28 protein-coding genes are annotated in these 24,958 nt (G+C 38.2%); 11 read left to right on the forward strand and 17 right to left on the reverse strand.

Features of this window, described 5'->3' with window-relative positions; genetic code table 11:
• The first annotated feature begins 8 nt into the window (after positions 1-8).
• The 5 genes from H6731_06300 (at position 9) to H6731_06320 (ending at position 5,517) form a co-directional block, all read left to right on the forward strand.
• On the forward strand, positions 9-1,256 hold the full coding sequence (locus tag H6731_06300; GenBank protein ID USN49888.1) for a general secretion pathway protein GspK: 1,248 nt from the start codon (positions 9-11) through the stop codon (positions 1,254-1,256).
• A gap of 106 nt (positions 1,257-1,362) precedes the next feature.
• Positions 1,363-2,994, forward strand: a complete 1,632-nt coding sequence (gene pilM / locus H6731_06305) for a pilus assembly protein PilM (protein USN49889.1) — start codon at positions 1,363-1,365, stop codon at positions 2,992-2,994.
• Between the two features lie 6 nt (positions 2,995-3,000).
• Complete coding sequence (locus tag H6731_06310) at positions 3,001-3,561, forward strand: type II secretion system protein M (GenBank protein ID USN49890.1); 561 nt, start codon at positions 3,001-3,003, stop codon at positions 3,559-3,561.
• A gap of 11 nt (positions 3,562-3,572) precedes the next feature.
• Positions 3,573-4,553: a type II secretion system protein GspN gene (gspN, locus tag H6731_06315; GenBank protein ID USN49891.1), complete on the forward strand. Its 981-nt coding sequence runs from the start codon at positions 3,573-3,575 to the stop codon at positions 4,551-4,553.
• Between the two features lie 532 nt (positions 4,554-5,085).
• A complete protein-coding gene (locus tag H6731_06320) occupies positions 5,086-5,517 on the forward strand; it encodes a hypothetical protein (protein USN49892.1) in 432 nt (143 codons plus the stop codon).
• Positions 5,518-5,651: 134 nt separating this feature from the next.
• On the opposite strand, the gene H6731_06325 is transcribed toward H6731_06320, so the two are convergent.
• The 3 genes from H6731_06325 to H6731_06335 all read right to left on the reverse strand — a co-directional run bounded on the left by H6731_06325 (position 5,652) and on the right by H6731_06335 (position 7,393).
• Positions 5,652-6,020 (reverse strand): hypothetical protein, encoded by a 369-nt coding sequence (locus tag H6731_06325; GenBank protein ID USN49893.1) that lies wholly within the window; start codon positions 6,018-6,020, stop codon positions 5,652-5,654.
• A gap of 96 nt (positions 6,021-6,116) precedes the next feature.
• Positions 6,117-7,070 carry a formimidoylglutamase gene (hutG, locus tag H6731_06330; protein ID USN49894.1) on the reverse strand — a complete coding sequence of 318 codons (954 nt, stop codon included), beginning with the start codon at positions 7,068-7,070 and terminating at the stop codon, positions 6,117-6,119.
• A gap of 23 nt (positions 7,071-7,093) precedes the next feature.
• On the reverse strand, positions 7,094-7,393 hold the full coding sequence (locus H6731_06335) for a hypothetical protein (GenBank protein USN49895.1): 300 nt from the start codon (positions 7,391-7,393) through the stop codon (positions 7,094-7,096).
• Positions 7,394-7,800: 407 nt separating this feature from the next.
• On the opposite strand from H6731_06335, the gene H6731_06340 reads away from it, so the two are divergent.
• A complete protein-coding gene (locus H6731_06340) occupies positions 7,801-8,286 on the forward strand; it encodes a GyrI-like domain-containing protein (protein USN49896.1) in 486 nt (161 codons plus the stop codon).
• A gap of 32 nt (positions 8,287-8,318) precedes the next feature.
• Here H6731_06340 and H6731_06345 read toward each other — a convergent pair whose 3' ends face one another.
• From H6731_06345 to H6731_06385, 9 genes are read right to left on the reverse strand one after another with little or no spacing between them, the layout of a single operon-like run.
• Entirely contained in the window at positions 8,319-9,203 is an 885-nt protein-coding gene (locus H6731_06345) for a F0F1 ATP synthase subunit gamma (protein ID USN49897.1), read from the reverse strand.
• Positions 9,200-10,732 carry an alternate F1F0 ATPase, F1 subunit alpha gene (locus tag H6731_06350; protein ID USN51950.1) on the reverse strand — a complete coding sequence of 511 codons (1,533 nt, stop codon included), beginning with the start codon at positions 10,730-10,732 and terminating at the stop codon, positions 9,200-9,202. Before H6731_06350 ends, H6731_06345 begins: the two co-directional genes overlap by 4 nt.
• A 5-nt stretch (positions 10,733-10,737) precedes the next feature.
• Entirely contained in the window at positions 10,738-11,535 is a 798-nt protein-coding gene (locus H6731_06355) for a F0F1 ATP synthase subunit delta (GenBank protein ID USN49898.1), read from the reverse strand.
• A gap of 3 nt (positions 11,536-11,538) precedes the next feature.
• Entirely contained in the window at positions 11,539-11,820 is a 282-nt protein-coding gene (locus tag H6731_06360) for a F0F1 ATP synthase subunit C (GenBank protein USN49899.1), read from the reverse strand.
• 10 nt (positions 11,821-11,830) lie between these two features.
• Entirely contained in the window at positions 11,831-12,514 is a 684-nt protein-coding gene (locus H6731_06365; GenBank protein USN49900.1) for a F0F1 ATP synthase subunit A, read from the reverse strand.
• Complete coding sequence (locus H6731_06370) at positions 12,504-12,791, reverse strand: ATP synthase subunit I (GenBank protein ID USN49901.1); 288 nt, start codon at positions 12,789-12,791, stop codon at positions 12,504-12,506. Before H6731_06370 ends, H6731_06365 begins: the two co-directional genes overlap by 11 nt.
• Positions 12,778-13,113: an AtpZ/AtpI family protein gene (locus tag H6731_06375; GenBank protein ID USN49902.1), complete on the reverse strand. Its 336-nt coding sequence runs from the start codon at positions 13,111-13,113 to the stop codon at positions 12,778-12,780. The genes H6731_06370 and H6731_06375 overlap by 14 nt, the downstream gene beginning before the upstream one ends.
• Entirely contained in the window at positions 13,106-13,513 is a 408-nt protein-coding gene (locus H6731_06380; protein ID USN49903.1) for a F0F1 ATP synthase subunit epsilon, read from the reverse strand. The genes H6731_06375 and H6731_06380 overlap by 8 nt, the downstream gene beginning before the upstream one ends.
• Complete coding sequence (locus tag H6731_06385) at positions 13,506-14,918, reverse strand: F0F1 ATP synthase subunit beta (protein ID USN49904.1); 1,413 nt, start codon at positions 14,916-14,918, stop codon at positions 13,506-13,508. The genes H6731_06380 and H6731_06385 overlap by 8 nt, the downstream gene beginning before the upstream one ends.
• Before the next feature lie 139 nt (positions 14,919-15,057).
• On the opposite strand from H6731_06385, the gene H6731_06390 reads away from it, so the two are divergent.
• On the forward strand, positions 15,058-15,906 hold the full coding sequence (locus tag H6731_06390) for a betaine/proline/choline family ABC transporter ATP-binding protein (protein ID USN49905.1): 849 nt from the start codon (positions 15,058-15,060) through the stop codon (positions 15,904-15,906).
• A 24-nt stretch (positions 15,907-15,930) separates the two neighbouring features.
• Positions 15,931-16,764 (forward strand): ABC transporter permease subunit, encoded by an 834-nt coding sequence (locus H6731_06395; GenBank protein ID USN49906.1) that lies wholly within the window; start codon positions 15,931-15,933, stop codon positions 16,762-16,764.
• 64 nt (positions 16,765-16,828) lie between these two features.
• On the opposite strand, the gene H6731_06400 is transcribed toward H6731_06395, so the two are convergent.
• The gene (locus H6731_06400; GenBank protein ID USN49907.1) at positions 16,829-17,800 is read right to left on the reverse strand and encodes a hypothetical protein; all 972 of its coding nucleotides are present in this window, start codon (positions 17,798-17,800) and stop codon (positions 16,829-16,831) included.
• A gap of 261 nt (positions 17,801-18,061) precedes the next feature.
• Between H6731_06400 and H6731_06405 the strand changes: the two genes are divergently transcribed.
• Complete coding sequence (locus tag H6731_06405; protein ID USN49908.1) at positions 18,062-18,232, forward strand: hypothetical protein; 171 nt, start codon at positions 18,062-18,064, stop codon at positions 18,230-18,232.
• Between the two features lie 8 nt (positions 18,233-18,240).
• On the opposite strand, the gene H6731_06410 is transcribed toward H6731_06405, so the two are convergent.
• Positions 18,241-19,605 (reverse strand): chloride channel protein, encoded by a 1,365-nt coding sequence (locus H6731_06410; GenBank protein ID USN49909.1) that lies wholly within the window; start codon positions 19,603-19,605, stop codon positions 18,241-18,243.
• A 250-nt stretch (positions 19,606-19,855) separates the two neighbouring features.
• On the opposite strand from H6731_06410, the gene H6731_06415 reads away from it, so the two are divergent.
• Positions 19,856-21,238, forward strand: coding sequence for an MBL fold metallo-hydrolase (locus H6731_06415; protein USN49910.1), 1,383 nt, complete (start codon positions 19,856-19,858; stop codon positions 21,236-21,238).
• Between the two features lie 28 nt (positions 21,239-21,266).
• Here H6731_06415 and H6731_06420 read toward each other — a convergent pair whose 3' ends face one another.
• A complete protein-coding gene (locus H6731_06420; GenBank protein ID USN49911.1) occupies positions 21,267-21,947 on the reverse strand; it encodes an SAM-dependent methyltransferase in 681 nt (226 codons plus the stop codon).
• A gap of 361 nt (positions 21,948-22,308) precedes the next feature.
• Here H6731_06420 and H6731_06425 point away from each other — a divergent pair, with 361 nt between their 5' ends.
• On the forward strand, positions 22,309-23,328 hold the full coding sequence (locus H6731_06425) for an EAL domain-containing protein (GenBank protein USN49912.1): 1,020 nt from the start codon (positions 22,309-22,311) through the stop codon (positions 23,326-23,328).
• 17 nt (positions 23,329-23,345) lie between these two features.
• Here the strand turns inward: H6731_06425 and H6731_06430 are convergent, their stop codons facing one another.
• Positions 23,346-24,083: an STAS/SEC14 domain-containing protein gene (locus H6731_06430; protein ID USN49913.1), complete on the reverse strand. Its 738-nt coding sequence runs from the start codon at positions 24,081-24,083 to the stop codon at positions 23,346-23,348.
• Positions 24,084-24,148: 65 nt separating this feature from the next.
• Positions 24,149-24,958, reverse strand: coding sequence for a metal ABC transporter permease (locus H6731_06435; protein ID USN49914.1), 810 nt, complete (start codon positions 24,956-24,958; stop codon positions 24,149-24,151).

A 24,958-nucleotide genomic window follows, 5' to 3' on the forward strand; every position in this document is an offset into this window, starting at 1 on the left:
AGGAATTTGTGAAGCTTAGATTCAAAAATCGCTCCTCTCGCGGAATCGCAATTCTCACTGTTTTAGTGTTTTTAGCTCTCATGCTGGCTATTGTAAGCGAGCTGAGTAATAAAGAAATAATTCGTTACAAGCTTGCCATTAATGAACGCGATGCACTGCAAGCAGAGGCCTTAGCACAAAGTGGTGCAAATTTTTCTAAAATAATTTTGGCTGTACAAGAACCACTGCAAGGAATGTTGGCTAATCTTGCAAAGCTTGGAATACAATTGCCAGCTTTCACAGTATGGGAGTTGATGCCTATAGATAGTGATTTGCTTAAAGGTATTGTGAGCGGGGATTTTCTGCCAGATTTTGGTCTAGGTGCTAAAAAAGAGGAGTCACCAAAACGTCAACCAGAAAATGAGACAACTGCTAAATCAGTGCCTCTTGCTGGTCCCTATGTAATTCCAGAAGGTGGTTATGGGGGCTTCAAAGGAAGATTTTCCAGCGAAATTGAAGATGAAGAAAGAAAAATTTCAATAAGAAGGTGGGCAAAGTTAGCTCCTCCACGAAGAAGAATAATAGCCGATCAAATTGCTCGAGTATTAAATAAAGCAGAGTATTCTGTATTATTTGACGGAACACTGGATAATAACCGTAATCTTACGCCTGCTCAGTTGATAGGCAATATTTATGATTACATATCTGAAGATGAGTTAGCGGTCGATGTAAATGCTCAGGCTTCTGATTGGGGAAGGATCCTGTCTGGTGACAAAAAAACTATCTATGTGAACAGTCCAGGAATTGTGCCGAAAAGAGCATCTCTCGATTCACCCGCCGAATTGCGTTTAATTCCTGGGGTGACAGATGCCATATATCAGGTGTTGTCAAAACATATAACTATCTATGGCGAAAGTGATAAAATAAACATCCTATCTGCTTCTGATTCTATTCTCGATACTGTTTTTTATTTATGTTCTAAAAACAAAAATACTGGCCCATTAGTTCAACCTGGTTTTACTGAAAATTTGCTTACTCAGTGGCATAGAGATAGAGATGAAGGAAAACTAGAGATTAGTGCAGATGGAGTTATAGCTTTTTTGGAAAGAAATGGAGTTGAAGTAGACAAAAAAGAATGTGAAGAGAATATTGGCACTGAGTCAAAGACATTTACAGTCAGAAGTACTGCTACTGTAGGCAATGTAACAAAAACTATTTTAATGAGGCTTCGATCTGCTGGAGGAATTACCAGCATTTATCAGTATCAGTATTTGTAGGATATTTTTAATGATGTATTATTTAAGTTGGATAAATCCATTTATTAATAATTGTTATGGGTGAGTGAGTGTATTTACCAAGAGCCGTTAAAAACAGGAGCGGATAATGGCTAGGCGAATAATTGGATTAGACCTCGGTGCTTACAGCGTCAAACTGTTGCGTATGGAAACAGGGAAACAGTCTGCAAAGTATGAAATTATCAATGTTGCGGAAGAGGTTTTAATTCCCGAAGAAGAAGACGGCCCAGGGCTGATGGAGCGACAGAAAGAAGCATTATTAAAATTACATAATGCCGGTATATTAGAGGCTGAAGCTTATGCGAGTGGTATAAATTCTATTGATGGTCAAATTCGTTGGCTTGGTGTTCCTTTTGCTGAAGCAAGAAAAATAGAAGCTGTTTTACCGGGGATTTTGGAGTCAGAGGTTCCTTTTGATATAAGCGAAATGATTATTTCCTGGCATCGTATCGAATCTGCCTCTCAAGAAAAAAAACAGCCAGGCGAGAATAAAATTCGCTTAGGAGTTTGCAAAAAGTCAAGTATTGCAACGAGTTTACAATTACTTCAGAGCAATAATATTGATCCGAGACAAATTCATCTTTCTTCAGTTGCTCCTTATGAAATCATTCGCGAGTTTGGTATACACTCAATTGTTCCAAGTCAAGCTGAAGAGTTGCCGAGCGACTGTGGTGCAATCGTTGATTTTGGTCATCGTGCAACTAATCTTTGTATATTTGATCACCAAGGAATTTCTGCCATACATACTTTTTACCGAGGCGGAAAAAAATTAACCCAAGATATTGCTAAGGCAATGGAAATTTCTTTTGCAGAGGCGGAATTGCTCAAACATGAAAAATTAGATTTTTCAAAAGATAGTGATGATGCCATAGCAAAAAAAGTTAATGATATAGCTGCGCTTCACTATCGTGAGCTCTTTAGTCAAATCCAGCGAGTAATAATTACCCACCAATCGAGTGGAACGGCTGCAGTTAAGGCATTAGCCTTTGCTGGTGGTGGTGCAAAATGTCCAGGCCTAGAAAATCTGTGTAAGTCTTTGGTTGAGTCTGGAATAACAATTGCCCGTCTTTCTGCGTTTTTTCCTAGCAAAGTTGAACCAAACACAATGATTTTAGCTTTTGCTTATTCATTAAGTTTGTTGAGTCCTTCTGTAAAAGATAGTCGATTTAATTTTCGTAAAGATGAATTTGTATGGCGTGGTGAGCTTGATTTTTTACGCACAAAATCAGTACCACTGACTCTATGGGGCCTGTCGATCATATGTTTGTTGACCATCATGTGGTCAGCTATGTCTCTTGTTCTTGATAAAGAAAACAAGACGCTTACAAACAAATTAAAACAAACATGCTCTGCTATTTTGGGCAAACCAAATGTGAATTCAAAGCAGTGCCTTTCAGCGATGAAGGAACAAATTTCTTCTCACGTTGATTTTGGTATTCCTGAATTTTCTGCTTCTGATGTTTATATTAAGCTTGCGGAATCTCTTTCGCCGGAAGTTAAAATCGTGATAAATGAAATGGATATTTTGGAAAAACGAGTAAGATTGTCAGCCCAATCACCTTCCTATGAAGACATAGATAAAGTCACTTCGGTTTTGCGTAAGGCTCCATGTTTTATAAAATTAGAAACAGGAAGAACTGAAAAAACAGAGAAAGGCGTAAAATACAATATATCGTTTGACTTAGACTGCTCTTCGAGCTCCCCAACCAAGGCAGGATAAAAAAACATGGCGAAAATATTTGAACAGATCAGTGATAGGTGGTCTTCATGGTTTGAGACCTTGAGTGCTCGCGAAAAAAAATTACTTGCTTTATTATTTTCTGCATTCATAGTGCTGCTAATCTTTTTGACGCTTTATATCGCTACCAGCAAAATTTCCGACAAAAAAGCAAATTTAGTGAAAAATCAGTCCCAGCTTGCTCAAATCATAGCGCTTGAAGGTGAGTATCGTAGTGCCAAAGAGAAAAATGAAAGCATGGTAGAGAGCATCAGAAGTAATGACATTTCCTTGCTGAGCATGATTCCTAAAGTAGCTTCGCGTTTAGGTCTTACGGTTAAAGAATTGACTGAACAAAGACGTCCTTTGGGTAAGACAGATAACGTTGAGGTTTCTGTTAAAGTTAATTTAACAAAGCTATCGATGGACAAAGTATCAGCTTTGATCGAACAAATTGAAGATGAAAATCAAGGCATTGTTAAGGTTACGCGCCTTAAAATTAATACTCGATTTGACGAGCCAGATCTACTCGATGTGCAAATGACGGTTTCCACTTGGAAGTCCGCATAGGGAAGTTTTAAATGGAAATTTTACGCAAACTCAGATGGTTTTTTTATCCAAGTGTAATAATTTTTGTATTTTTATTTGCTTCTTATTGTACCTTTCCTGAAGAAGTAGTTCGTAGGTTTGTGGATTACACAATATTCAATGCTGCTATGGCGGTAGGGCCAAAAAATCATGGATTTCCCGACGTAAAAATGGAAAAAGCATCTTTATGGCGTGGTTCAGGGGTTAGTGTTTCTGGGTTAAAATTATCGTGGCCTACACCAAATAAGATGAATCCCATCAATGTACAAATTGATTCTTTGAAAGGTCGTGTAGCTCTAAGTTCCTTGCTCTCTAGTACAAAAAAAATATCTATCTTGGGGCAGTTTTATGGCGGAAAGCTTGATTCACACTTTAAAATCCGTCAACCAAATACCCTTTTGGGTGTAGAACTTTCACTTACCAAGCTTAATCTCGCAAAAATTGATTTATTAGAAGCGGCTTTGGGAAGTCAACTAAGAGGAGTACTTGACATCCAAGTAGATGTAGAATCGCAATCCCAGTTAAGCAAAGATGGTACAGGGTTGATTAAATTGATTCTTGACAATGCGGCATACGGTCCAGGAAGTTTAAATGTTCCCATGGGTGGTTTCGTCAGTAATCTGTCTGTACCGCTCATCAATTTAGGAAAACTCAATATTGAAATGAACTTAGCCAAAGGAAAGCTAGATTCTAAAGTGTTTTCTCTTAAAGGTGGTGACTTGGAAGGCGAAATGAAACTGGCCGTGGAGCTTGGTCGTGTTCCGCAATTATCTCGCTTAGATGGAAGTGGTTGGTTTAGCCTGAAAAAAGAATTTGTTGCATCCAATGAAACCTTTAAGATGTTGTTCGATTTGATTCCAGAGCTGCGTACCGCGCAGCAGGGAGACGGAAAAGTAGGTTTTTCGATAAGAGGAATTTTTGGAAGACCATACTTCAAGCTTGAAAGCTATAAAAGCGATAATGCTAAAAGCTAACAGATAGAATTTACATAACCGATTGGACTTTGATGAATATCAGATTTAAACCTAGCAGAAGGGGGCTGTTCGGCGGATGAATAGCTTTAGTTGTATTTACTAATTTTATTGAGTGAAATCAAAAACCGTCTGGCCTGCATTATTTCCAACTTTATGGGTTGGGCAGGGGTGTCACCATTGTTGCTTTGAGCGTTGGGATTTGCAGCAAAAATTTTTAAAATTTCAGGCTTTTAAACGGTATTGAACAGAGGAGTGTGCCTAATTATCGGTTAAATTAGGATTGGCACTAATAATAGAACGGTCTTTTAATTATTTTCACAACGCGCAGGATGGTCATTCTGTATTCTATTTCTACTTGTTTTCTGTCGGCCGACTAACAGTTTTAGATTAAAATGGGATGATCTTTAGAGTTATTGGGCAATTTACTTGAAAAATGATCAAACTTGAGACTCTATTAGTCGAGTAATTAAATAGCTCAAAGGAATATTTTTATGTTGAAGTGGTTCAAATAAAAATCGATTTTGGAGTTTTTATGAATTCTTTGCTGTTGTTTTTAATGGCAAGCAACATCGGTAATATTCTAGAATTAGAAGGCTCAAGTGCGGAGTCGTTCTATCAAGGCTTAGCTGTAGAAATTGATTTTGACAAAGAACATCACAGCAGCAAAAAAAATCAGGGCTATTTTTATTGTCTTAAAAAACAACAGCAAGACGAAATAAGCTATGAGTGCGGTATGAACTCAATTTCTTTTAAAATTGATGGTGATCCAGCTAAAGAAGCCTTTGATGCATTCCAAGCACCTGAAAACAATCTGGTGCCTGGGCAAGCGAAAAAAGAAGTTTTTGGCGACCTGACATGCGCACAACAAACACTATGGGGCGCATCCTTAAGTTATTTTTGTTCTTTTAAAGCAGTGAAGCTGATAACCAGAACTGTAGACCATATATTAGACGACGTTTACTAGTTAAAATATATTTTAATGTCCAACAAACAACGAATGGTTGCTTTTCTTAGCTTGGCGATTTTACAAAAAATCTTTCTCGTTATTTTTCGAAATGCGCGATTATATGTTGGACTTTAGGCTAGTACTCAGCCTGGTTAATATCGAGGCATACTGCTCACTTTAAGTATGATAATATTTTTAATTCTACGATCTTTGAGCGTTTTTTCATCATTTTTTTCTAAACGACCTAAAGTTATTGGCTCTACTCCATCAATAACTATGGGCCCCAAGTATCCGAATTCAGACTCTAGTCTCTCATATAGATTTTTTACTTTGGTATTTGAATCAACTTCAAAGTTAAAACTATTAATATCGCCATAACTGTTTCTAGACTGGGTGGAGTAGACAAGTACTTTCACTGAAGAAGAAGCTCTTTGAGCTTCAGCGGAGTTGAGCTTATAATTCATAGCGATGCTTGATACTGATGATAAAATCAACACAGAAAAAAATAAAATATTACGCATTTTTGGTTTCCTATATATGTTAAAAATAAAATAATTAATGAGTGCGAGTTGTCAATATATTACTCTGTAATCAAATTTAGATGGTGTTTTATTATTTTATAAAAATAAAGCCAAAATTTGAACAGCCAGTTGAGCGGTGCGATTATCGACATCAAAATTGGGATTAAGTTCCACAATATCTACGCTCACCAAATTTGGACAAGCTGCGAGTTTTAGCAGCACGGGAAGAATTTGCATGGGTGTAAGGCCAAATACTTGGGGAGCGCTTACACCGGGGCAATAACAACTGCTTAGAGCATCAAGACAAATCGATAGATAAATGGGAGTGTTTTTTTTAATAACTTCATTAATAAATTGTTCAACAACGCTTGATCCATGTAAGTGAATTTCAGATGCGAGTATATAATTCACACCGAGATTTTTAGCGCTATCAAATAAGACCTGTGTATTTGAAAATTTCTGTATTCCCACACAGTGGTAATCAAATTGGAGTTTATTTTGCATTCGTTGTTGGGCTATTTGCCTAAACGGTGTGCCAGAGGAGCCGAGTTTATCAGAAGCTATTTCGCGCAGATCAAAGTGAGCATCAAAATTAATAATATCCAAAGGAGATTTTTTAAGATATTTTTCTATCCCTAAGTAATGGCCCCATGCGGTTTCGTGGCCACCACCTAGGATAATGGGAAACATGCCTAGGTTTAATAAAATTTCTGTAGCTTTTGCCAGTAATTTTTGAGCAGCCAGCAGATCACCATCAACTTTAATTTCACCAGCATCGTAGATGTTCCTGCTGCTGTGATTAGCTAAGCGTGCAAGAATTCTTTTGATAGCCGAGGGCCCATATTTGGCTCCAGGGCGTCCTTGATTTCGTACAACTCCCTCATCACAAGCAAAACCCAAAAGTGCTACGGACTTTGGGGTAGATTCAATCTTTTGGGTAAGATCGAGCATTTTAACTATTTGATAGAGATACTGATAGGAATCGTGGCTGTCTTTTCTTCCTTGCCACAGATCAAAACTTGGAGGGCAATAAAGAGGTGAATCAATCATTTTTTTCTCTTGAAATAGGGTGTCTAGATAGAAAGTTCTATATTTGTATCAGATTCTGAGTCACCGTCAGAATCCACATCTTCTTCTGTTTCAGTTATGTTTTCAGAATCCCAACCAAATCTTAATTTAAAAGATTCCCACCAGCTTCTATTTTTGATTTCATATAATTTTTTTTGAAAAAGATTTAGTCTTGGAGCAAGCTGTTCATTGCTTAAGTTGGGTGTTTTTGTAATAAAAATTAGCGCACTCGCTATCCAATTGAGAAGGGTGGCACACACCACAAAATTCTTCATAAAAATCATTGGTATTGGTACAACTTTCATTTTGGCAAGTTAGAGGTTGTATCACTTGCACGAAAAATCCCATGCCTTGAGCAGTAAGCCAAAGTGTAACCCCAAAGAACGCAACGCTTGCAGTTTCTTTTCCAAGTGATTGGGTGATGTTATAGGCATTAAAATAGTTAAGTTCAGCGACCAGGGTTTTATTAACCACATTAAGCAGTGTTTTTAGTTTAATAAGCTGTTCAAAAACCTCATTATCACTGGAGAAAAGATTAAAACTTATAAGCCCCAATAATATCGAAAAGTAATATGCTTCATCATGTTTCCTTAGATTTTTTGAGAACTTCTAATATAAACATGAGCTTTTTAAATGGTCTCCAAGAATTAAGCAGCCTTCTTTACTTGCCTGGCATATGTAAGTACTAAAGAGACATCTTTATAGGTGAACCATGAAATCTCTCAAAACCCATTTGGGTGCTCTCAATTTGGTGGGCATCAAAGTTCGTACCAACAACACCTCCGAAATGGATCCAAAGACTGCTCAGATTGGAAAAACTATCGAGAAATTTCTGTCGCAAAAATCTGTTTTAGGCATTGCTTCCCAAAAAAGCTCAAAAATGTTTTGTGTCTATACCGATTATGAAAGTGATGAGCACGGTGACTACACGTATTTTGTTGGTGTAGAAGTAGACTCATTCGATGATATTCCACTCGAATTTGAAAAATTGATCATCGAAGCACAGGATTATATTAAATTTACTTCAGATACAGGGCAAATGCCTGAAGTTGTGATCGATATGTGGATGAAAATATGGCAGATGGATAGCAAAGCTTTGGGAGGAGAAAGATCTTATTATGCTGATTTTGAAATCTATGATGAGCGAAGCTGCGACCCTCAAAAGACGGTTTTGGATATATTTATTGGTATTAAGTAACAGCTTGTGATCATTCGCAAAAATAATTGAGTTTATAATTTTCTTTGAGCTTCGAAGCCAGCGATAACATCGAAAAGTTCTTCATCAATGCTGCTTTGTCTTAGGTGGTTAAAATCATTCTTAAGATTTTTGAGCATATCATCGATATTTTTATCTGCACGTTGCATAGCGATGATACGATTTCTATTTTCGCTGTGGAGTGATTCAACGCAGGCTTTAAATATTGAGACAAAAAGATATTCTCTTAGCAATGCCTTAAAAAACTCATCCGTATTGCCAACTATTTCTGCATAATTTTTAGTTGGCCAAGCAATTTTTTTTCTTTCGGATAACCATTTAGAGTCAAAAGGAAAAAGTCTCAGCTTCTTGGGAGTAAAAGTGGTATCCGAATCGGCCCAATTATTAAATAAAAAGAGTTCATCGATTTCACCTTGATCAAGATATCTACGCGTTTCATCGATAATATTTGCCACAAGCGATGTGATAAATTGGATAGAAGAAGGTAGGGCAAAGGATTTTACAATAGCTATGCTCATGTCCTTTAGATGAGTTTGCACATGCTCACCGACCACCCAAATTTTTGCATTGCTTTTGAAATTATTTATATTTTCTATCGTAAAATTGCTGATGACTTCATTGAATGAACCAACAAGTCCCTGATCTGAGCCAAAAATTATAACTCCAGCACCTGCTTTTTTATTTTTTAGAGATGACTTTTTGGCATGATATTTGATGTTCTTTCTCATCAACAATCCAAGGCTGAGTTCGATGCTTCGGTAATAGTCGCTTAGAGCCTGAGTTGATTTTTCATATTGAGTGATATGAGCCGCTGCTATGGTTTTCATGGCCCGCACAACTGATTGTAGCTCATGAGCTTTGCTAATTTTATTTCTCAAGCTGCTCAGACTAATGCTCATGTTTTGTCCTTGCAAAAGGGCTTAAGTGCGCTGTTGGCTATTTTTATAATTACATTTTGCTGTTCATCGCTTAATTTTTCCCTGGAAGAGAATTGTTCTTTAATCTCATCAGGAATACTAAGTGCTGCAGTAGCAAGCGAATTTTGAGCCATGAGCATGCTCTCTAAAGGGACATCATCCAAAAGTCGTTCGCGCAATGATAGCAGTGTAATAATTTGAACTGGTACTGAAACTGGGCTGTATTGGGCTTGTATCAGGCAAGAGCGAATTCGTTTACCATGCTCAATGACTCCTTTAGTGTAATCATCCATACGAGAACCCAAACGAGAAAATGTTTCGAGTTCTTCAAATTGGGCATAGGAGAGTTTGAGATCCCCTACAACTGAACGGTAAGAAGCTCGCTGAGATTTTCCTCCAACGCGGGAAACGGATTTTTCTACATCAACGGCGGGCAAAACTCCTAAGTCAAATAATTGTGGCGAGAGATAGATTTGACCATCGGTGATTGAGATTAAGTTGGTGGGAATATACGCGGAAATATTCTGAGCTTCGGTTTCAATAATAGGAATAGCTGAAAGAGAACCACCTCCTAGCTTTTCTGATAAATGAGTAGCGCGCTCAAGCAAACGTGAATGAATATAAAAAATATCCCCTGGGAAAGCTTCTCTTCCAGGGGGCCTGCGAAGAAGTAAAGAAATTTCTCGATAGGCACGAGCATGATGGGTTAAATCATCATAGATAATTAATACGTCTTCACCTTTTTCCATGAAAAACTCAGCAATACTAGTTGCTGCATAGGGAGCGATGTATGAAAGACCTGGAGCTTCATTGCCTTCTGCAACCATGACAACAGTATACTTCATAGCATTGTTTTCTTTTAAGGCATGAATAGATTTTGCGACTGCTGAAGCTCTTTGTCCGATGGCGCAGTAAATACAGATGACGTTTTGATCACGCTGATTAATGATGGTATCAATGGCGATTGCTGTTTTTCCTGTTTGTCTATCACCCAAGATGAGCTCACGCTGTCCTCTGCCAATAGGAATCAGCGCATCGATTACTTTTATACCTGTCTGCAACGGCTCAGAAACTGCAGCTCGATCCATGATCGAAGGAGCAGAGCGTTCAATGGGGGAGCGTTTATTAACTTTTATTTTACCCTTTCCATCAATAGCTTGACCGATGGGATTAATAATACGTCCCAAAAGTTCATCACCAACGCCAATATCCATCACTCTTCCAGTTCGAAAAACCTCTGATCCAGCCTGGATGTGTTCATAGTCTCCCAGTAAAACCACTCCGATCTCTTGGCTTGTTATATCGAAAGCTATTCCCAAAAGGCCACCTGGGAATTGAATGAGTTCATCCACTCCGATTCCCAAAAGTCCTGAAACTTTTGCTATTCCAAAGGCTGTGCTCGTAACAATACCAATCTCGTTCAATTTGAGCTGAGGAACTGTCTCTTTGCGGACTTCATTTAAATCGTCGAGTACATTTTTTAAAAGGGAAGATAGATTAATGGGTAGCATATGTGTCAACTTTGTATCTGGGGTATGATGACAGGAGATGTGCTGTCCTCTATATTTTTTTGCACAATTGTATTCAAGTTTTGTTCCATTGATGAAAGATAATCAGAAATATTCCATGAAATTTTTTGTCCATTGCTAAGTAATTCTATGCCGCATATGAGTTCTGGTTTAACTTCGTAGAGCATTTCAAATTTTATAGCGAAAATTTCTTCTAATACTTTTTTAAGTTCAGAAATTTTCTGATCAGACATTGGTAAAGCACTGCGAAGAGTAGCTTTGGATGTATTTAATGTGCTTTTAAATTCATTCTTATCGCTTGGTTTCATTTTTTTTGTAAATGTTAGGAAAGCATCAAGCATGGCATGTTCCATTGTAATGCTTGACATGTCGTGTAAAACTTTTTGTGTGGTCAAAAATATTTCTTCTGTAGTTTTTCGATACATTTCCGAATTAAAACTTAAGACAATATTTCTTAGTTTTTCTTCCTGTTTTTGTTCCAACTCATGTGCTTTTTGGTGAGCTGCATCGATTATTTTGGTAGCTTTTTCTTGGGCATCATCTGAAGCTTGTTGAAGGAGTTCCTTGCTCCTTTGATTGAGAGCTTTATTTTTGTTCTGATAATTATCAATTTCTTTTTGTGCGGCAATTTTTTTATTCTGTGCATCGGAAATTGTTTCAGAAATTTTTTTCTCTCTTTGATCAATAGCTGAAAGTATGGGCTTATAGAGAAAGTGTTTTAAAAGCCACACTAAAAACAAGAAATTAAATATTTGGGCAGTCACCGTAAACCAGTCGATGAGCATAGCTTAATTTCCTGAAGCTTGTGAAAGTATATGATTCCAAAATGGATTAGCAAAAATAAGAATCATTGAAATCACAAAACAATAGATAGCTGTAGACTCAATCATGGCTAATCCAACAAATAATGTACGAGTGATCGTACTCGATGCATCTGGTTGTTGGGCTAGTGAGGTAAGAGCAGCGTACACAGCTTTTCCCTCAGCTAATGCAGGTCCAATTGCCCCGAAGCTTGTTGTGAGTCCTGCTATGGTAATGGATACAATCGCAATAACTGTTGTGCTATCCATTTTTTCTCCTTTAAATATCCTCGTTAGAATTTTTTGAACGAACTGCTGCTGCAATGTAGACAGTAGCCAAAATGCTAAAAATATATGCCTGAACCATGCCGGTAAGAAGTCCTAGTAGCTCCATAATTATGGGAAAGAATAATGGTGTTATTGAAAGTAAAATAGCAATTATTACTGTTCCGCTCATCATATTTCCGAATAGACGTACGGCCAAAGCTAAAGTGCGAGAAAATTCACTGATGATATTGAAAGGCATCATCAGGAAGGTTGGTTTTAGGTAAGATTTTAGGTAGCCAAAGAGACCTTGCTCTCTGATGCCGAAAAATGGAACAGCGATAAACACGCATAAAGCGAGCGCTGCTGTGGTGGAAAGAGAAGCTGTGGGAGGTTCGTAGCCCGGGAAAATAGTCAAAAGAGCTGAAGTTACGATAAATAAAAATAATGTTCCGATAAAGCTTAAGTAGTTGAGCGAAGGAGATAGTCCCACCTCATAAATCTGTTTTTTCATGGCAAGAACAATTATTTCTAGCAAATTTTGCCAACGAGAACGATGTAACGAAGTAGAAAGCTTGCGAGTTATTGCTATAGATCCGATGGTTAAAAAAAACATTATTAACCATGAAAAAATAATAGTGGAATTAATTTTTATAAACTCATACTGACACACTGTCCACTGATCAGGGCTAATGCGCATTGATGCTCTCCTTGAGACACTGCGTTACAGCAAAGCGCGCGCCTATAAATCCTATTAGACATAGAATCAGATTGATCCAATTCCCCTGACCAACAAAGTAAAACCCAGTTAAAGCCAAACCCAAGCGTAAAAGAGAGCTTCCCAAATGCCAAAAAAAAGCACGCTTAGATGAAATTATTTTTTTGAGAGTCCACCATAATCCCCCAAAAAAAAATACTCCGATAAAGAAACCTGCGCTTAAGCTCAAAATTAATGAGCTGATTTCAATCTTCATCATCTTTTTCTTCCTTGGTGATTTCTTTTTCCTCTCTTTTTACCCAGTGCCACGCATTAAAGCATCCAAAGACCAGGCCTACGACCAAAAGAGTCAGTGTCCATGAATGCTTTGTCGGATATTTATTATCGAGCCAGATTCCGATGAAAGCCCCGATTAAAGTTGGAATGGCTATAGACCATCCTATTATTCCCATCATACCGAGACCAAACCATACGACATTTTTGGAATGCTTTTTTGCACGCAATTTGCGCTTGGAAGAAGCCTGTATTTTTTTGCTAAATTCACTCTCTCCTTTGTTGTCTTTGTCGGATAATTTATTCATGTCTTAGCTCTGTGAATCGATGTATGAGGCTCGACTCCATTTTTGATATTACTGAACGTAACTGTCTTTCGTTTTCGTTCAGGCTTAAAAATTCTTTTTCTATTGTATCTTTTAGTTGACTAAGACTTGCTCCGACTATGGCATTTCTCACGCAGATGAGCACATTTGATCCGGTCTTAATGAAAATGCCCTCATCAATTGCAACAAAGCTTTCTTTTTCATTTTTTGCTTGAAAAGTGATAATACTCGGTACCAACGCTGTAGTACAATCAAGTCTGTGAGGTAAAATTCCAAGTGACCCTTGCTGAGATACAGCAGTAATGCATAGTACTTCGTTTTTTTTTAGAAAAACTCCGAAAGGCAAGAGTATTGAAAGTGTGATTAACGAAGAATCAAGCATGGTTGTTATTTTCCTTGTTTGATTCGTGTGGATTTGGGGCTTCACTTATAGTTCCGATCATATAAAGAGCACTTTCTGGGTAATCTTTATATTCGTCATTTAAAATTCTTTCGCACCCATCGAGAGCATCGTTTAGGCTGACCAATTTCCCTTTGATTCCGTTGAATGCTTCGCTAACAAAAAATGGTTGGGTAAAAAAACGTTCAAGTTTTCGAGCGCGGTCCACTATTTTTCGTTCTTCATTGGATAATTGTTCAAGGCCGAGCATGGCGATTATGTCCTTTAGATCCTGGTATTCAGCGAGCGTGTGGCGAATTTTTTGAGCGAGTTGATAATGACGATCGCCCACAATGGCAGCCGTGCACATTTTTGAACTCGAACGTAGTGGATCAATAGCAGGATAGAAACCTTCACCAGCTCTTTTTCTTGACAGCACGATCGATGCAGAAAGATGAGAAAAAGTATGCACTGCAGCAGGATCGGTAAAGTCATCGGCGGGCACATAAACAGCCTGAATAGATGTGATTGCTCCTGTTGATGTGTTGGCAATTCGTTCTTCAAGCTGAGATAATTCCGTGTTCATGGTAGGTTGGTATCCCAAGCGTGAAGGCATTTGTCCCATCAATCCAGAAACTTCCATGCCAGCCTGAATAAATCGAAAAATATTATCGATAAGTAAGAGTACATCTTGGTGTTCATCGTCACGGAAATATTCAGCCATGGTTAGTGCTGCATGTCCAATGCGAAAGCGATTTCCCGGGGGCTCATTCATTTGCCCAAAAAACATCACCATCTTGTCTAAAACACCAGCGGTTTTCATATCTTGGTAGAGCTCTGCTCCTTCTCGACATCGCTCACCGATTCCACAAAATATGCTTATACCGTTCTGATGGCTGATCATATTGTGAATCATTTCAGTAAGAAGCACAGTTTTCCCAACGCCCGCCCCGCCAAATAGCCCAGCTTTTCCTCCTCGTTCTAATGGCATCAGCACGTCTATAATTTTAATGCCGGTTTGAAAAACTTCGGAATGTGTAGAACGTTGAATTAAATCTGGTGGAGCTCTATGAACTGAACGCCTTTTTAGTTGGTTTAGCTTTTCTTTTTTATCGATAGTATTTCCAAAGACATCAAACATACGGGAAAGAACTTGGGGACCAACCGGAACAGTTAAGGTCGTATTTATATTCTTGACCTTCATTCCTCGAGCTAGTCCAGCTGTGGAGGTAAGAGAAATACCGCGAACATAATGTTCATTTTGTTGTGAAAGAACTTCAATTAAAACTTGGTCTTTGCTACCGGAACTAAGCAAGGAATAAACGGGAGGCAAGTTGTTTTCAAAATGAACATCTACCACTCCGTTTCTTACAGCAATTATTGTTCCATTTGTTTCAATATAGTTCATATCCATATCCAATAAGCAGCCAAGACATTTCAAGAATAAATTATCCTTAGACAATTTGTGGAAGTTTAGAAAAATTTAATTTGTTGATTGATAGTCGTTTTTGCTCTTTGTTGGCCTATAAATATAGGAAAAAAATTTCATGTCTCAACCAAAACTGGCTTTGCAGAAGGTTTGGAAAATTTTTGGTCCATCACCAAAGAGTCCCCCTTGGCAAAAAGAAGGTGTAGATTTTATTGCTAGAAAAAAATCGGTGATAGCTTTAAAAAATATAAATCTTTCAATCAACTCTGGTGAATTTTTTGTTGTTATCGGATTATCTGGCAGCGGAAAGTCAACTCTGCTTCGCTGTTTAAACGCACTTTATCAACCAACTTTTGGCCGTATATATTTTCAAGGATTAGATCTTGCTCAACTTAAGCCCGCCCAGATGCAAGAAATTTTAGGGAAAAAAATTGCCATGGTATTTCAGCATTTTGCTTTGCTCCCCCATAGAACAATTCTTGATAACGCAGCATTTGGCCTAGAAATAAAAAAAGTTAGCAAAGATAAAAGAATAAAAATAGCCAAAGAATATTTAGATATTATGGGGCTTGCTCCTTATTTTAATCTCTACCCACATCAATTGAGTGGAGGAATGAAGCAGCGAGTGGGAATAGCTCGTGCTTTGGCGGTAGAGCCTGAGGTTTTGCTGATGGACGAACCTTTCAGCGCTCTCGATCCAATTATTCGTAAACAGTTACAAGATGAGCTGATCAATATTCAAAAAGAGCTCAACAAGACTATTGTTTTCATCACCCACGATCTTTTGGAAGCGCTTAGGCTAAGCGATAGATTAGCAATTATGAAAGGTGGAGAAATAGTCCAAAGTGGAAGCCCTAAGGATATCTTGCATAAGCCTGCAGACGATTATGTCTCATCCTTTGTGCAAACCTTGGAAAATAAATGGTTGTCCGAACTGCTGCCTAAGGAAAAAGTATTGAGCTCTTAATTGAATCGATAAATAGGAACTTTTATGGAACAACTTACATTTGAAAGTGCCATTGAGGCAGGTATTTTTTGGCTGACTAGAAATCTTTCGAGTTTTTTTAATTCTATTACTAGTCTCACCGATAGTATTTTTGAGACCGTAAATGGCATATTGCTTGTGGTTCCTTGGTATGGCGTTGTCGCTTTGGTTGCTCTATGTGCCTACTTTTTGAAAGGAGTGCAGCTCGCTATTGTGAGCGGATTAATGCTTGTGTTTGTTCAAACACTCAATTTTTGGCTGGAAGGAATTGCTACTCTTTCCATGATCATCATAGCGGTCAGTATATCGATTATGTTTGGTTTACCTTTGGGAATTTTTGCAGCAAAAAGCGATGGCTTTGATAAAATTTTGAGACCCATACTCGATGCTATGCAAACTATACCAACTTTTGTTTATTTGATCCCTGCCGTTATGTTTTTTGGAATAGGAAATGTCCCAGGAATAATGGCGACTGTCGTATTTGCCATGCCCACCATGATTCGTCTGAGCAATTTGGCCATCAGACAAGTTCCCAAACCGGTCGTTGAAGCAGCTCAAGCCTTTGGAGCGAGCCCATGGCAAATTCTTTTAAAAGTAGAGTTGCCTGTTGCACTACCTACATTTATTACTGCCATCACTCAGACGGTGATGATGACATTATCGATGGTGGTGACAGCTTCTATGATCGGAGCTGATGGTTTGGGAAAACCTGTTTTGATCGCTATTCAGCGTGTAGATGTGGGCTTAGGCGCCAAGGCAGGTCTTTGCGTTTTAGCTATTGCAATTTTATTGGATCGGCTCTTGCGTGCACTGGTACAAAAACAAAAATTTGTGGCGTAAAAGATCTCTAACATCTGAATCGATTTTAATCATCAATCTGATTTTTTCTTAATTTTTAGAGCTTTTAAGCTTTTGCTTTAGAAAGCCACTTCTGAATGTGCTGTGGATTATTTTCTATCCAAGCGCGAGCGACCTCTTGTGGAGTTTTTGGTGGATTGCCTGGTAAATCTTCTAGCTGAATAATAAGCGAACTTACATCTTCTATGGGAATGCTAAAATTCATGAAGAAATTAAATGCTTGAGGATATATTTCTTTGAGTTTATTTGAAACTCCCACATAGACTGTGGCGTCAGGATAAGCACAGTCTACTCGGTTTTTTTCCGGGTGATCAGGTACATAGAGCCAGTGTCCCTCTTTGCATGGAGGCTCCTCAATTCTTGTGAGATCATATTTTGCTGTTGGCCATTCTGGCTCCCAATAATAAAACAAAATTGGTTTTTTTAGCTTCATGGCTTTTTTTAAGGTGGTAAGAAAAAATGGTTGTTCGATAGTAATCGCTTCTAAATCAAGGCCATATTGCTTTATTTTAGAAGTATTTATTTCGGATGCTGTCCAACTGAATGGCCCAATCCAAATTTCTCCTTTACCATCACCATCGCTGTCAAATAAGTATTCTTTGCCTTTGATATCTTGAATGCTTTTAATGGAAAATTCTTTTGCGATTGCTGTGGGCAGATAAAAACCTTGGGGAGCGTGATCATAAGAGATCGATGCAGAGACGGTTTTTCTTTTGTTTACATATTTATCAAAACGCTGTTTTTGATTGGGCATCCATAAATCGGCCAATACATGGGCAGAGCCTTTTTCTAGAGCAGGCCACAATGCACCCGAACTTACCTGCTTAATTTCCACAGGAATTTTTAGATGATTCTCTACGCTTTGTTTCATGATTTCTTCGATCACGATTGAGCCTGCCCATGTTTGACCGGCCAGGACTATGCTTTCTTTTTTATTGGGAGAAGAATTTTTATAAGCATAGATGAGTAAAAAACCAAGCAACAGCCCAAGCGTTGTGATGAAAAATTTTTTTTTCATAACCATCCATAGATTATTTTGAAAGTGATACTTATCCCTTCCACAAAAGAATTTTTGCTTGCAATGAAACTCTAAGCGTATGAAAAATGATTATTATTCCAGTTGTTGAGTGAGTGTTACTTATTTTTTGAAACTTTATATTCTTTTTAAAAATTCTCTAAGATTATTGTTTGGAAATAAATTGTTTTATGGTTTGTTTTAAAATTAAAAAAAGAGTGTATTTTGTTTTTTATATTTAATAATTTTATGTGGAAAATATGATTGAAAAAATTTGGTGGATTTGAAAATCAACTTGATGTCTTAGATATTTTTTGTTTTGAAGTAAAAGTTGACTCTGATTTAAGCGATGAGAAAAAAATAAAAATTTTTGCTAAGATGCTTAGCAGGCTCAGTGAAGTCCCTCTTAACCGCTCGTTTCAATCTCTTAAATAAAAGCTAGTCTAGGAATTTTTTTTGATGAGCATGGCTGGGCTTTTTTGATCCTTTTGAGGGAGAAGTTTTGGTCCTCTTTCTGAAGTTTCTTCCAAGAGCCAAGCTTTAGCGTGATCATAAAATGAGTGCGCTCCAAATATTCGCGAAGATCCATAAGCGCACACTGCAGAGAGCATCATGAGCGTGATAGCTGAGTGACGGTCGGTCATCTCTAGAACCAGTACAAAAGCTGTAAAAGGTGCTCGAGTGACGCCTGTTAAAAAAGCGATCATGCCGAGAAGCACCATCAGATTGGTGTCGGGTGAATGCGCAAGCTGGGCAAGTTTGGAGCCAAGAGCTCCACCTATAGCGAGGGAAGGCGCAAAAATTCCACCAGCACAACCTGAAATGTAGGACACAATACTCGAAATAAAACGTCCGATTATCATTCCCCACGTGGCTGTTTGTTCATGAAAAAGAAAACCAGTGATGATTTGCTTGCCAGGACCAATGCATGTAGATCCAAAAACGATAGCGATAATAGCAATGACCACCCCAGATGCCAGAGCGAAAAGCGCCGCAGAAGAACTCTTTTTTAATTTTTGTGATTTTTTATGTGTGATAACTAAAAGCAAATGTCCAAACAGTGCTCCAAAAAATCCGCCGAGAGCGCCGACCAAAAGCGCTAAAGGTACAGCAGAAAAAGTCACTGGTGCCACGCTTGGAAAACCAAAATATAAATAAGGACCCATAATCCATTGGGCTATGAGTCCTGCCACAAGAACGGCAAAAATCAACACTGTTTTAATATTGTGAAAGTGAGCGGTCATGAGCTCTTCGATAGCAAAAATAATTCCGCCAAGCGGAGTATTGAATGCTGCAGCTACCCCTGCAGCACCTCCAGCTACTATGAAAGGACGATGGCTGAGTCCTGGCCATATCTTATTGGCCTTTGTACCTAAAAAATAAAAAATTGTAGCCGATATCTGAATTGTTGGTCCTTCTCGACCAATGGCACCGCCTCCTAAGATACAAAGAAGAGAACTTGCAATTTTTATGAGAGCAGTTTTCAGGCCTAAAACTTTTTTTACAAAACGGTTTTGATGCGTAGAGCCGCATTCTATGGCAGCCATCACCTGTGGAATTCCGCTTCCTGCAGCATGAGGAGCAAATTTTTTAACCAAAAACCAAGCCAGAAAAAAACACACTGGTGATAAGGCAAGCAGCAGATATTGATTGCTCGAAAAAATTTCTAAAACAATTGAGCAACAAAGATCAAATACATTTGCGTATAAAACAGCCAAGAGCCCGACCAAGGTAGCAGCAAGCCAATAGGGAACAACTTGCAAAACGGGACGTCTGGCTAAATAGAATGCCAGATTTTTTAAGCGCATTTGTACATGAAGAACACGCTGTAAAATATATGCAGTTAATTGTGCAATGGTTGTATCTCCTTAGCTTGCCGTAAGAATCTTTGACTTCACTAGTATAGGTCAGCACTCAATTTAAACTAATGAAGTCAAAAATTTTTACTTGCGACACAGCTTGTTAATATATCTACTATTGAGAGATTAATTTTGTTTCAAAAAATATGGGACACGGTTTCCAATTCCTCAATAAAAGAAACACGAGCGAGGAAGATTAATGAAGCTTTCTTTTCACGGTGCAGATAGAAGTGTTACTGGATCTTGTCATCTTATTGAATGTGGTAGTAAGCGCATACTGATAGATTGTGGACTTTATCAAGGAAGCAAAGAACTCGATCAAGAAAATTCAACACCTTTGGGCTTTGATCCCGCTACAATAGATTTTTTACTGCTGACCCATGCTCACTTGGATCATTGTGGCCGTATTCCTCTGCTTGTAAAACAAGGTTTTAAGGGAGAGATTATTGCCACGTGGGCATCTAAGGAACTCGCTCGCATTGTGTTACTTGATGCTGCACATCTTCATGAAGAAGACGCATATTACAGAAATAAAAAAGCCAACTCCCGTGGTGAGTCAGCCGATGCAGTTCCTCTTTACACTACTCTTGATGCGTTGAATTCACTTGAATATTTTGGGCGACATGCACACTTTAACGAAGCTCTTGCTTTGGCCGATGGAATCAAAGCTTTCTTTTTGGATGCAGGACATATTTTGGGTGCTGCCAGCATTTTGTTAGAGCTCAAAGAAAAAGAAAAAAAACGCCGCATACTATTTTCTGGTGACATTGGTAACAAAGATAGACCTTTACTAAAAAATCCCCAGACCGCTCAAGTGGATATTGTTGTGATGGAAAGCACATATGGCAACAGAAATCATAAGTGCTTAGACGACTCAATAGATGACTTGTACAAGATCGTGAGCGATACCTTTAAAAGAGGTGGTAATGTTATCATTCCCACTTTTGCTCTAGAACGCGCACAAGAGCTTCTTTATTTTCTTAGAGAAGGATTAGAAACGAAGAAATTGGCGGTTCATCCAAAAGTGTTTCTTGACTCTCCTATGGCTATTTCTGCAACACAGATTTTTGAACATCATCCGGAGTGTTTTAATCAAAAAATAAAACAATTATTTCATCAAGGAATCGATCCGTTTTTGCTTCCAGATCTTAATTTTACGAGAGAAACAGCAGACTCTATTGCCATCAATGAAATTAAAAATGGCGCCATAATTATGGCAGGATCGGGCATGTGCACTGGAGGTCGTATACGACACCACTTGAGAAATAATATCGCACGAAAAGAATGCAGCATTTTATTTGTGGGATATGCAGCCATAGGAACACTCGCTCGTTATATTATTGATGGTCACAAGTCGGTAAAATTATTTGGTGATGAGCTTAGTATTGAGGCCCAAATTCATACAATCAGCGGGTTTTCTGCCCATGCTGATCAAGAAGAACTTATCAACTGGCATAGGAGCACTTCGGCCAAAAAAACTTTTTTGGTTCACGGTGACGAAGATGCAATGAAAGAGTTGGCGCTAAAATTGAATTCCACCACCTTAGAAATGCCCAAGCTTGGAGAAGTTTTTGATCTTTAAATCAAGCTCGTACAACAAAGCGCTTTGCCTAATTTTTTTGTTGTAAGGGATTCTGAGCCTTCAGCTGATAGACGCAACATTGAGATTCTTGATATTTTTTTTCGAAAAGGCTGATGGGAGTGCTAATTTCATACTCTTGTTCACAAACTTTCAAGCCATGGAATTCAAAGGCAAGTTTAGCTTCATCGATAAAAATTTTCCAATTGCTGCGCAGCTCAAAATAAGGTGCCAGTTTAAGCATGTGCAAAAAGCTTGGATGAGCATAAAACCTTCGTTTGAGATGCCCGCTTTTGGGCCAGGGATTAGGATAAAACATAAAATGCTTATCAAAAATAATTCTTTCAGCAAGCAAAAGACGCCACATATCGACTATATCTGCTCGTACAAGCAGGCAGTTACTGGGAAGAGAAGGTGCCCTGCTTAAGCGGGCTTGAGATTTATCAATGCCGATAACAATGTGGTCGGAGTAAAGGTGAGCAAGATTTTTTGTACTCAGCCCTGTACCACAGCAAGAATCAAGGATAAGCGGGCGATTTTTTTTGGCGATAAAGGATTTAATAAGAGCCAAGGGAGCTTGTTGATGCAAGGGGATTGGCTTTAAGAAAGAATTTACTTGGTATTTTTTGAGTACACTGGGCAGTTGATCAGAGATTTTTTTTTGGCTCGTATAAAAATTTTCATAAGTTGATTTTAGGGAAATATGTTTCATTGCTGATTTATAATGATAAATAAGTTACCGGGCCATTTTATAGTCTGATTCCTTTTTCTCAATGCAGTTTACAAAATTAATTTTTAATTCTCATGACTTACTCGAAAAAGAATCTCGAAACTTTTCTCGCTATGATTTTTCTCAAATGACGGTAATTATTTTTCATGATCGATAAAAAATATTACTGATGGATATGCTTCTTGAGCTTTATGGAAGTAGGGGAGCGTAAAAAAATGTCCCAATTAAGTTGAGCTTAAAAAGTAATTAAAAAGTCCACTTGGGTTATAAATTGCTTTATAAGTCTTTCTTTTCGCTGATAACTGCGCATAGTGGATAATAAAAGCTCAAGGGAGAAAAACCGGTGGACTGCAAAATAGCTTATGTCACTAAGGAGCTTCCTAGCCCAAAAAAGTTTAATGGCGCTGCTATTTATTGGTTTCATGAAATCGAAGCGCTCTACGCTTTTTTGTTAGGAGATTCACTTGATATCGTGTTCTTAGATCACAGTGTTGTCGCTGATACTCGCTCTTTTGCTCCAAAATATCAAAAACTCATAAGTGAGATGCACCCTCACATCAAGTTTGAAATAGTTAAGCCAGAGCTCTTGATGGGCACACGCTCAAGCTCACATCACTACTTTCCTTTGCTCAAAACCATGTTCAAGAATGGGGAGCTACAGAATTTTTTTCAGCCTATCGTAATGGGCACTCAAAAAGATCATAAAATTATCGGCTACGAGTGTTTGACGCGTGTTCGTTTTAACAATCATCAATTTGCGCCAGATTTTTTATTTAACTACGCTCAAGAAAAGCAAGAGTTGACAAAATACGATCGAATTTGTCTATCCCAAGCCTTAAGCCTTGCTCCTAAAATCGATAGTCTTTTGATATTTGTCAATGTTCGTCCGCAGACTCTTACGAGCACTAATTTTTATCCGTGGCTCAAAGAAGAGTTGAAAAAGAATAACCTAGATCCCAATCGCGTAGTTGTGGAAATAACCGAACAGCATTGCACAATTTCTGAATACGAAATTGAGCAGCAATGTCAAATACTTAAAAATATGGGCGTTAAAATAGCGCTTGATGATTTTGGTTCTGGTATTTCGAACCTGAGTCTTTTGGAAATTACCAAGCCAGATATTTTAAAAATATCTGGTCGCTTCATTAAAGGAGCGCAAAACAGTGAGATTAAGCAAAAGATTATCAAAAATGTTCATGCTCTTGCTCAATCATTTGCAATTCAGGCTGTGGTAGAAAATGTCGAGACCGAACAAGAATGGCTCGAAGTTTTAAATTTAGGGCTGAGTCTCGCCCAGGGTTTTTATTTTTACCGTCCTTTAGATAAGGCGGGTTTAGAAAAAGCACTCATGAAAGCAAAATAATTTAAATAAAGGCAGTTTCATGTCAGTTGTGCAGCCCATTTTTTAGCTTGCTCGAGCTCCTTTGATTCAAAATGTTTTACTTGTGCTTTGACAAAATGTTTGGCGATGTTGGGCACTAGAGAAGACATAGCTCCGTCAGCACAGATGGCAATGCGATGAACTTTTTTGTGATGATTTTTGATAAATTTGATGTGGCGAAAAAGTGCTCCTAAGTTCTCCCACCCAGGAAATTTGTGAGCGTGAATTACAATTCCATTAAGTTGGTTACCTTCTTGTAGCCAGGGGTCTACAGTCTGGGACAATATATCAAAACTATCGGCGCGTAACGGGCCTGAAATACTTACCAAAAGAATTTTTTTATTGTAATCCAAATGATGTTCTAGCGCTATTGCTCCAGAGTTGAGCCATGCCATGGCAGAGTTAAGTTCTTTGCTTTTAAATACTTTTACTTCGCATGAAAAAAACGATCCCACAAATTTGCTGACATTTCGAATCCAAGATTTATCACTCACGATCGCACAACGCTCAAAGAGGCTTAAATAACGAGCGCCAATTTTAAAATCTTCCCAAGCACCAGCCAGAGAAAATTCTTCGAAATCTTCCCCAAGATAATAAAGAAAACGTATTTTTTTTCCTTCTTGATAGGCTTTTTCTATGGCAGGATTAATCACTTGCTGGTAATCATCTTTGGTTATTTTTCCCACACCTTCAAATGCCAGAATATCTGGAGAAGGACTTTCTAAAACTTTGATCATGACGTTTTCCTGTTTTTTTAAGATGTATTTTCAATTTAAATAATTTTGCTTTCTATTGTCTAAAATTATTTAACAAACATACGCCATAGTGCAGTTATTAAGAAACTCATGACTCCGACTAAGATGATAGTTGCTCCAGAAGGAAGATCAAAGAAATAAGAAAGAAAGAGGCCTGATACTACAAAGAATTCACCAGCGATAATGCTTAGAACGATCAGCGACTTGAATGAAGACGCGAGCATTTTGGATAAAGTGGGAGGGATAATCAAAAGAGCGCTTACTAAAATAATGCCGAGAAGTTTTACTCCAAGCACAATAGTGACGCTGAGCAAAACATAAAAAAGAAAATCAAAAACTTCAGTGGGAACTCCCAAAACCCATGCGCTTTCTTTATCGATGGAAATGAGCGTAAGCCCCCGGTAAAGAATAATCAGGCTTGCAACAATGATCAGTGAAAAGACAAGAATGATAGTTAAGTCTGTGCTTTGAATGGAAAGTATGCTGCCAAACATAAAACTGATAAGTTCTGGTTGATAGCCTTGTTGGCGACTCATTAAGGCAATGCCAAAGGCTAAAGCCCCAGTAAAAAGTACTCCTACCAGTGCATCCGAGGAGATATTGGTTTTTTTTTCAAGCACGTAGATGAGTATGCCGAACAGAGCCCCGATAATAAGTGCCACTGGAAATGGACTGAGCTCTAAAACCACCGCGATAGCAACACCTGAAAGAGTCGCATGGGCGATGCCATCACCAAAAAAGGACATTCGTCTCAGCGTGACAAAAACACCAAAGAAGGGCAAAATAAATCCCAATGCTACTCCAGCCATTAATGCTCTTTGCATGAAGGGAAGTTCAAAAATAGCTAGTAATTCCAT

The sequence above is a fragment of the Myxococcales bacterium genome (assembly GCA_023898405.1).
Taxonomy (GTDB): Bacteria; Myxococcota; UBA727; order UBA727; family JABDBI01.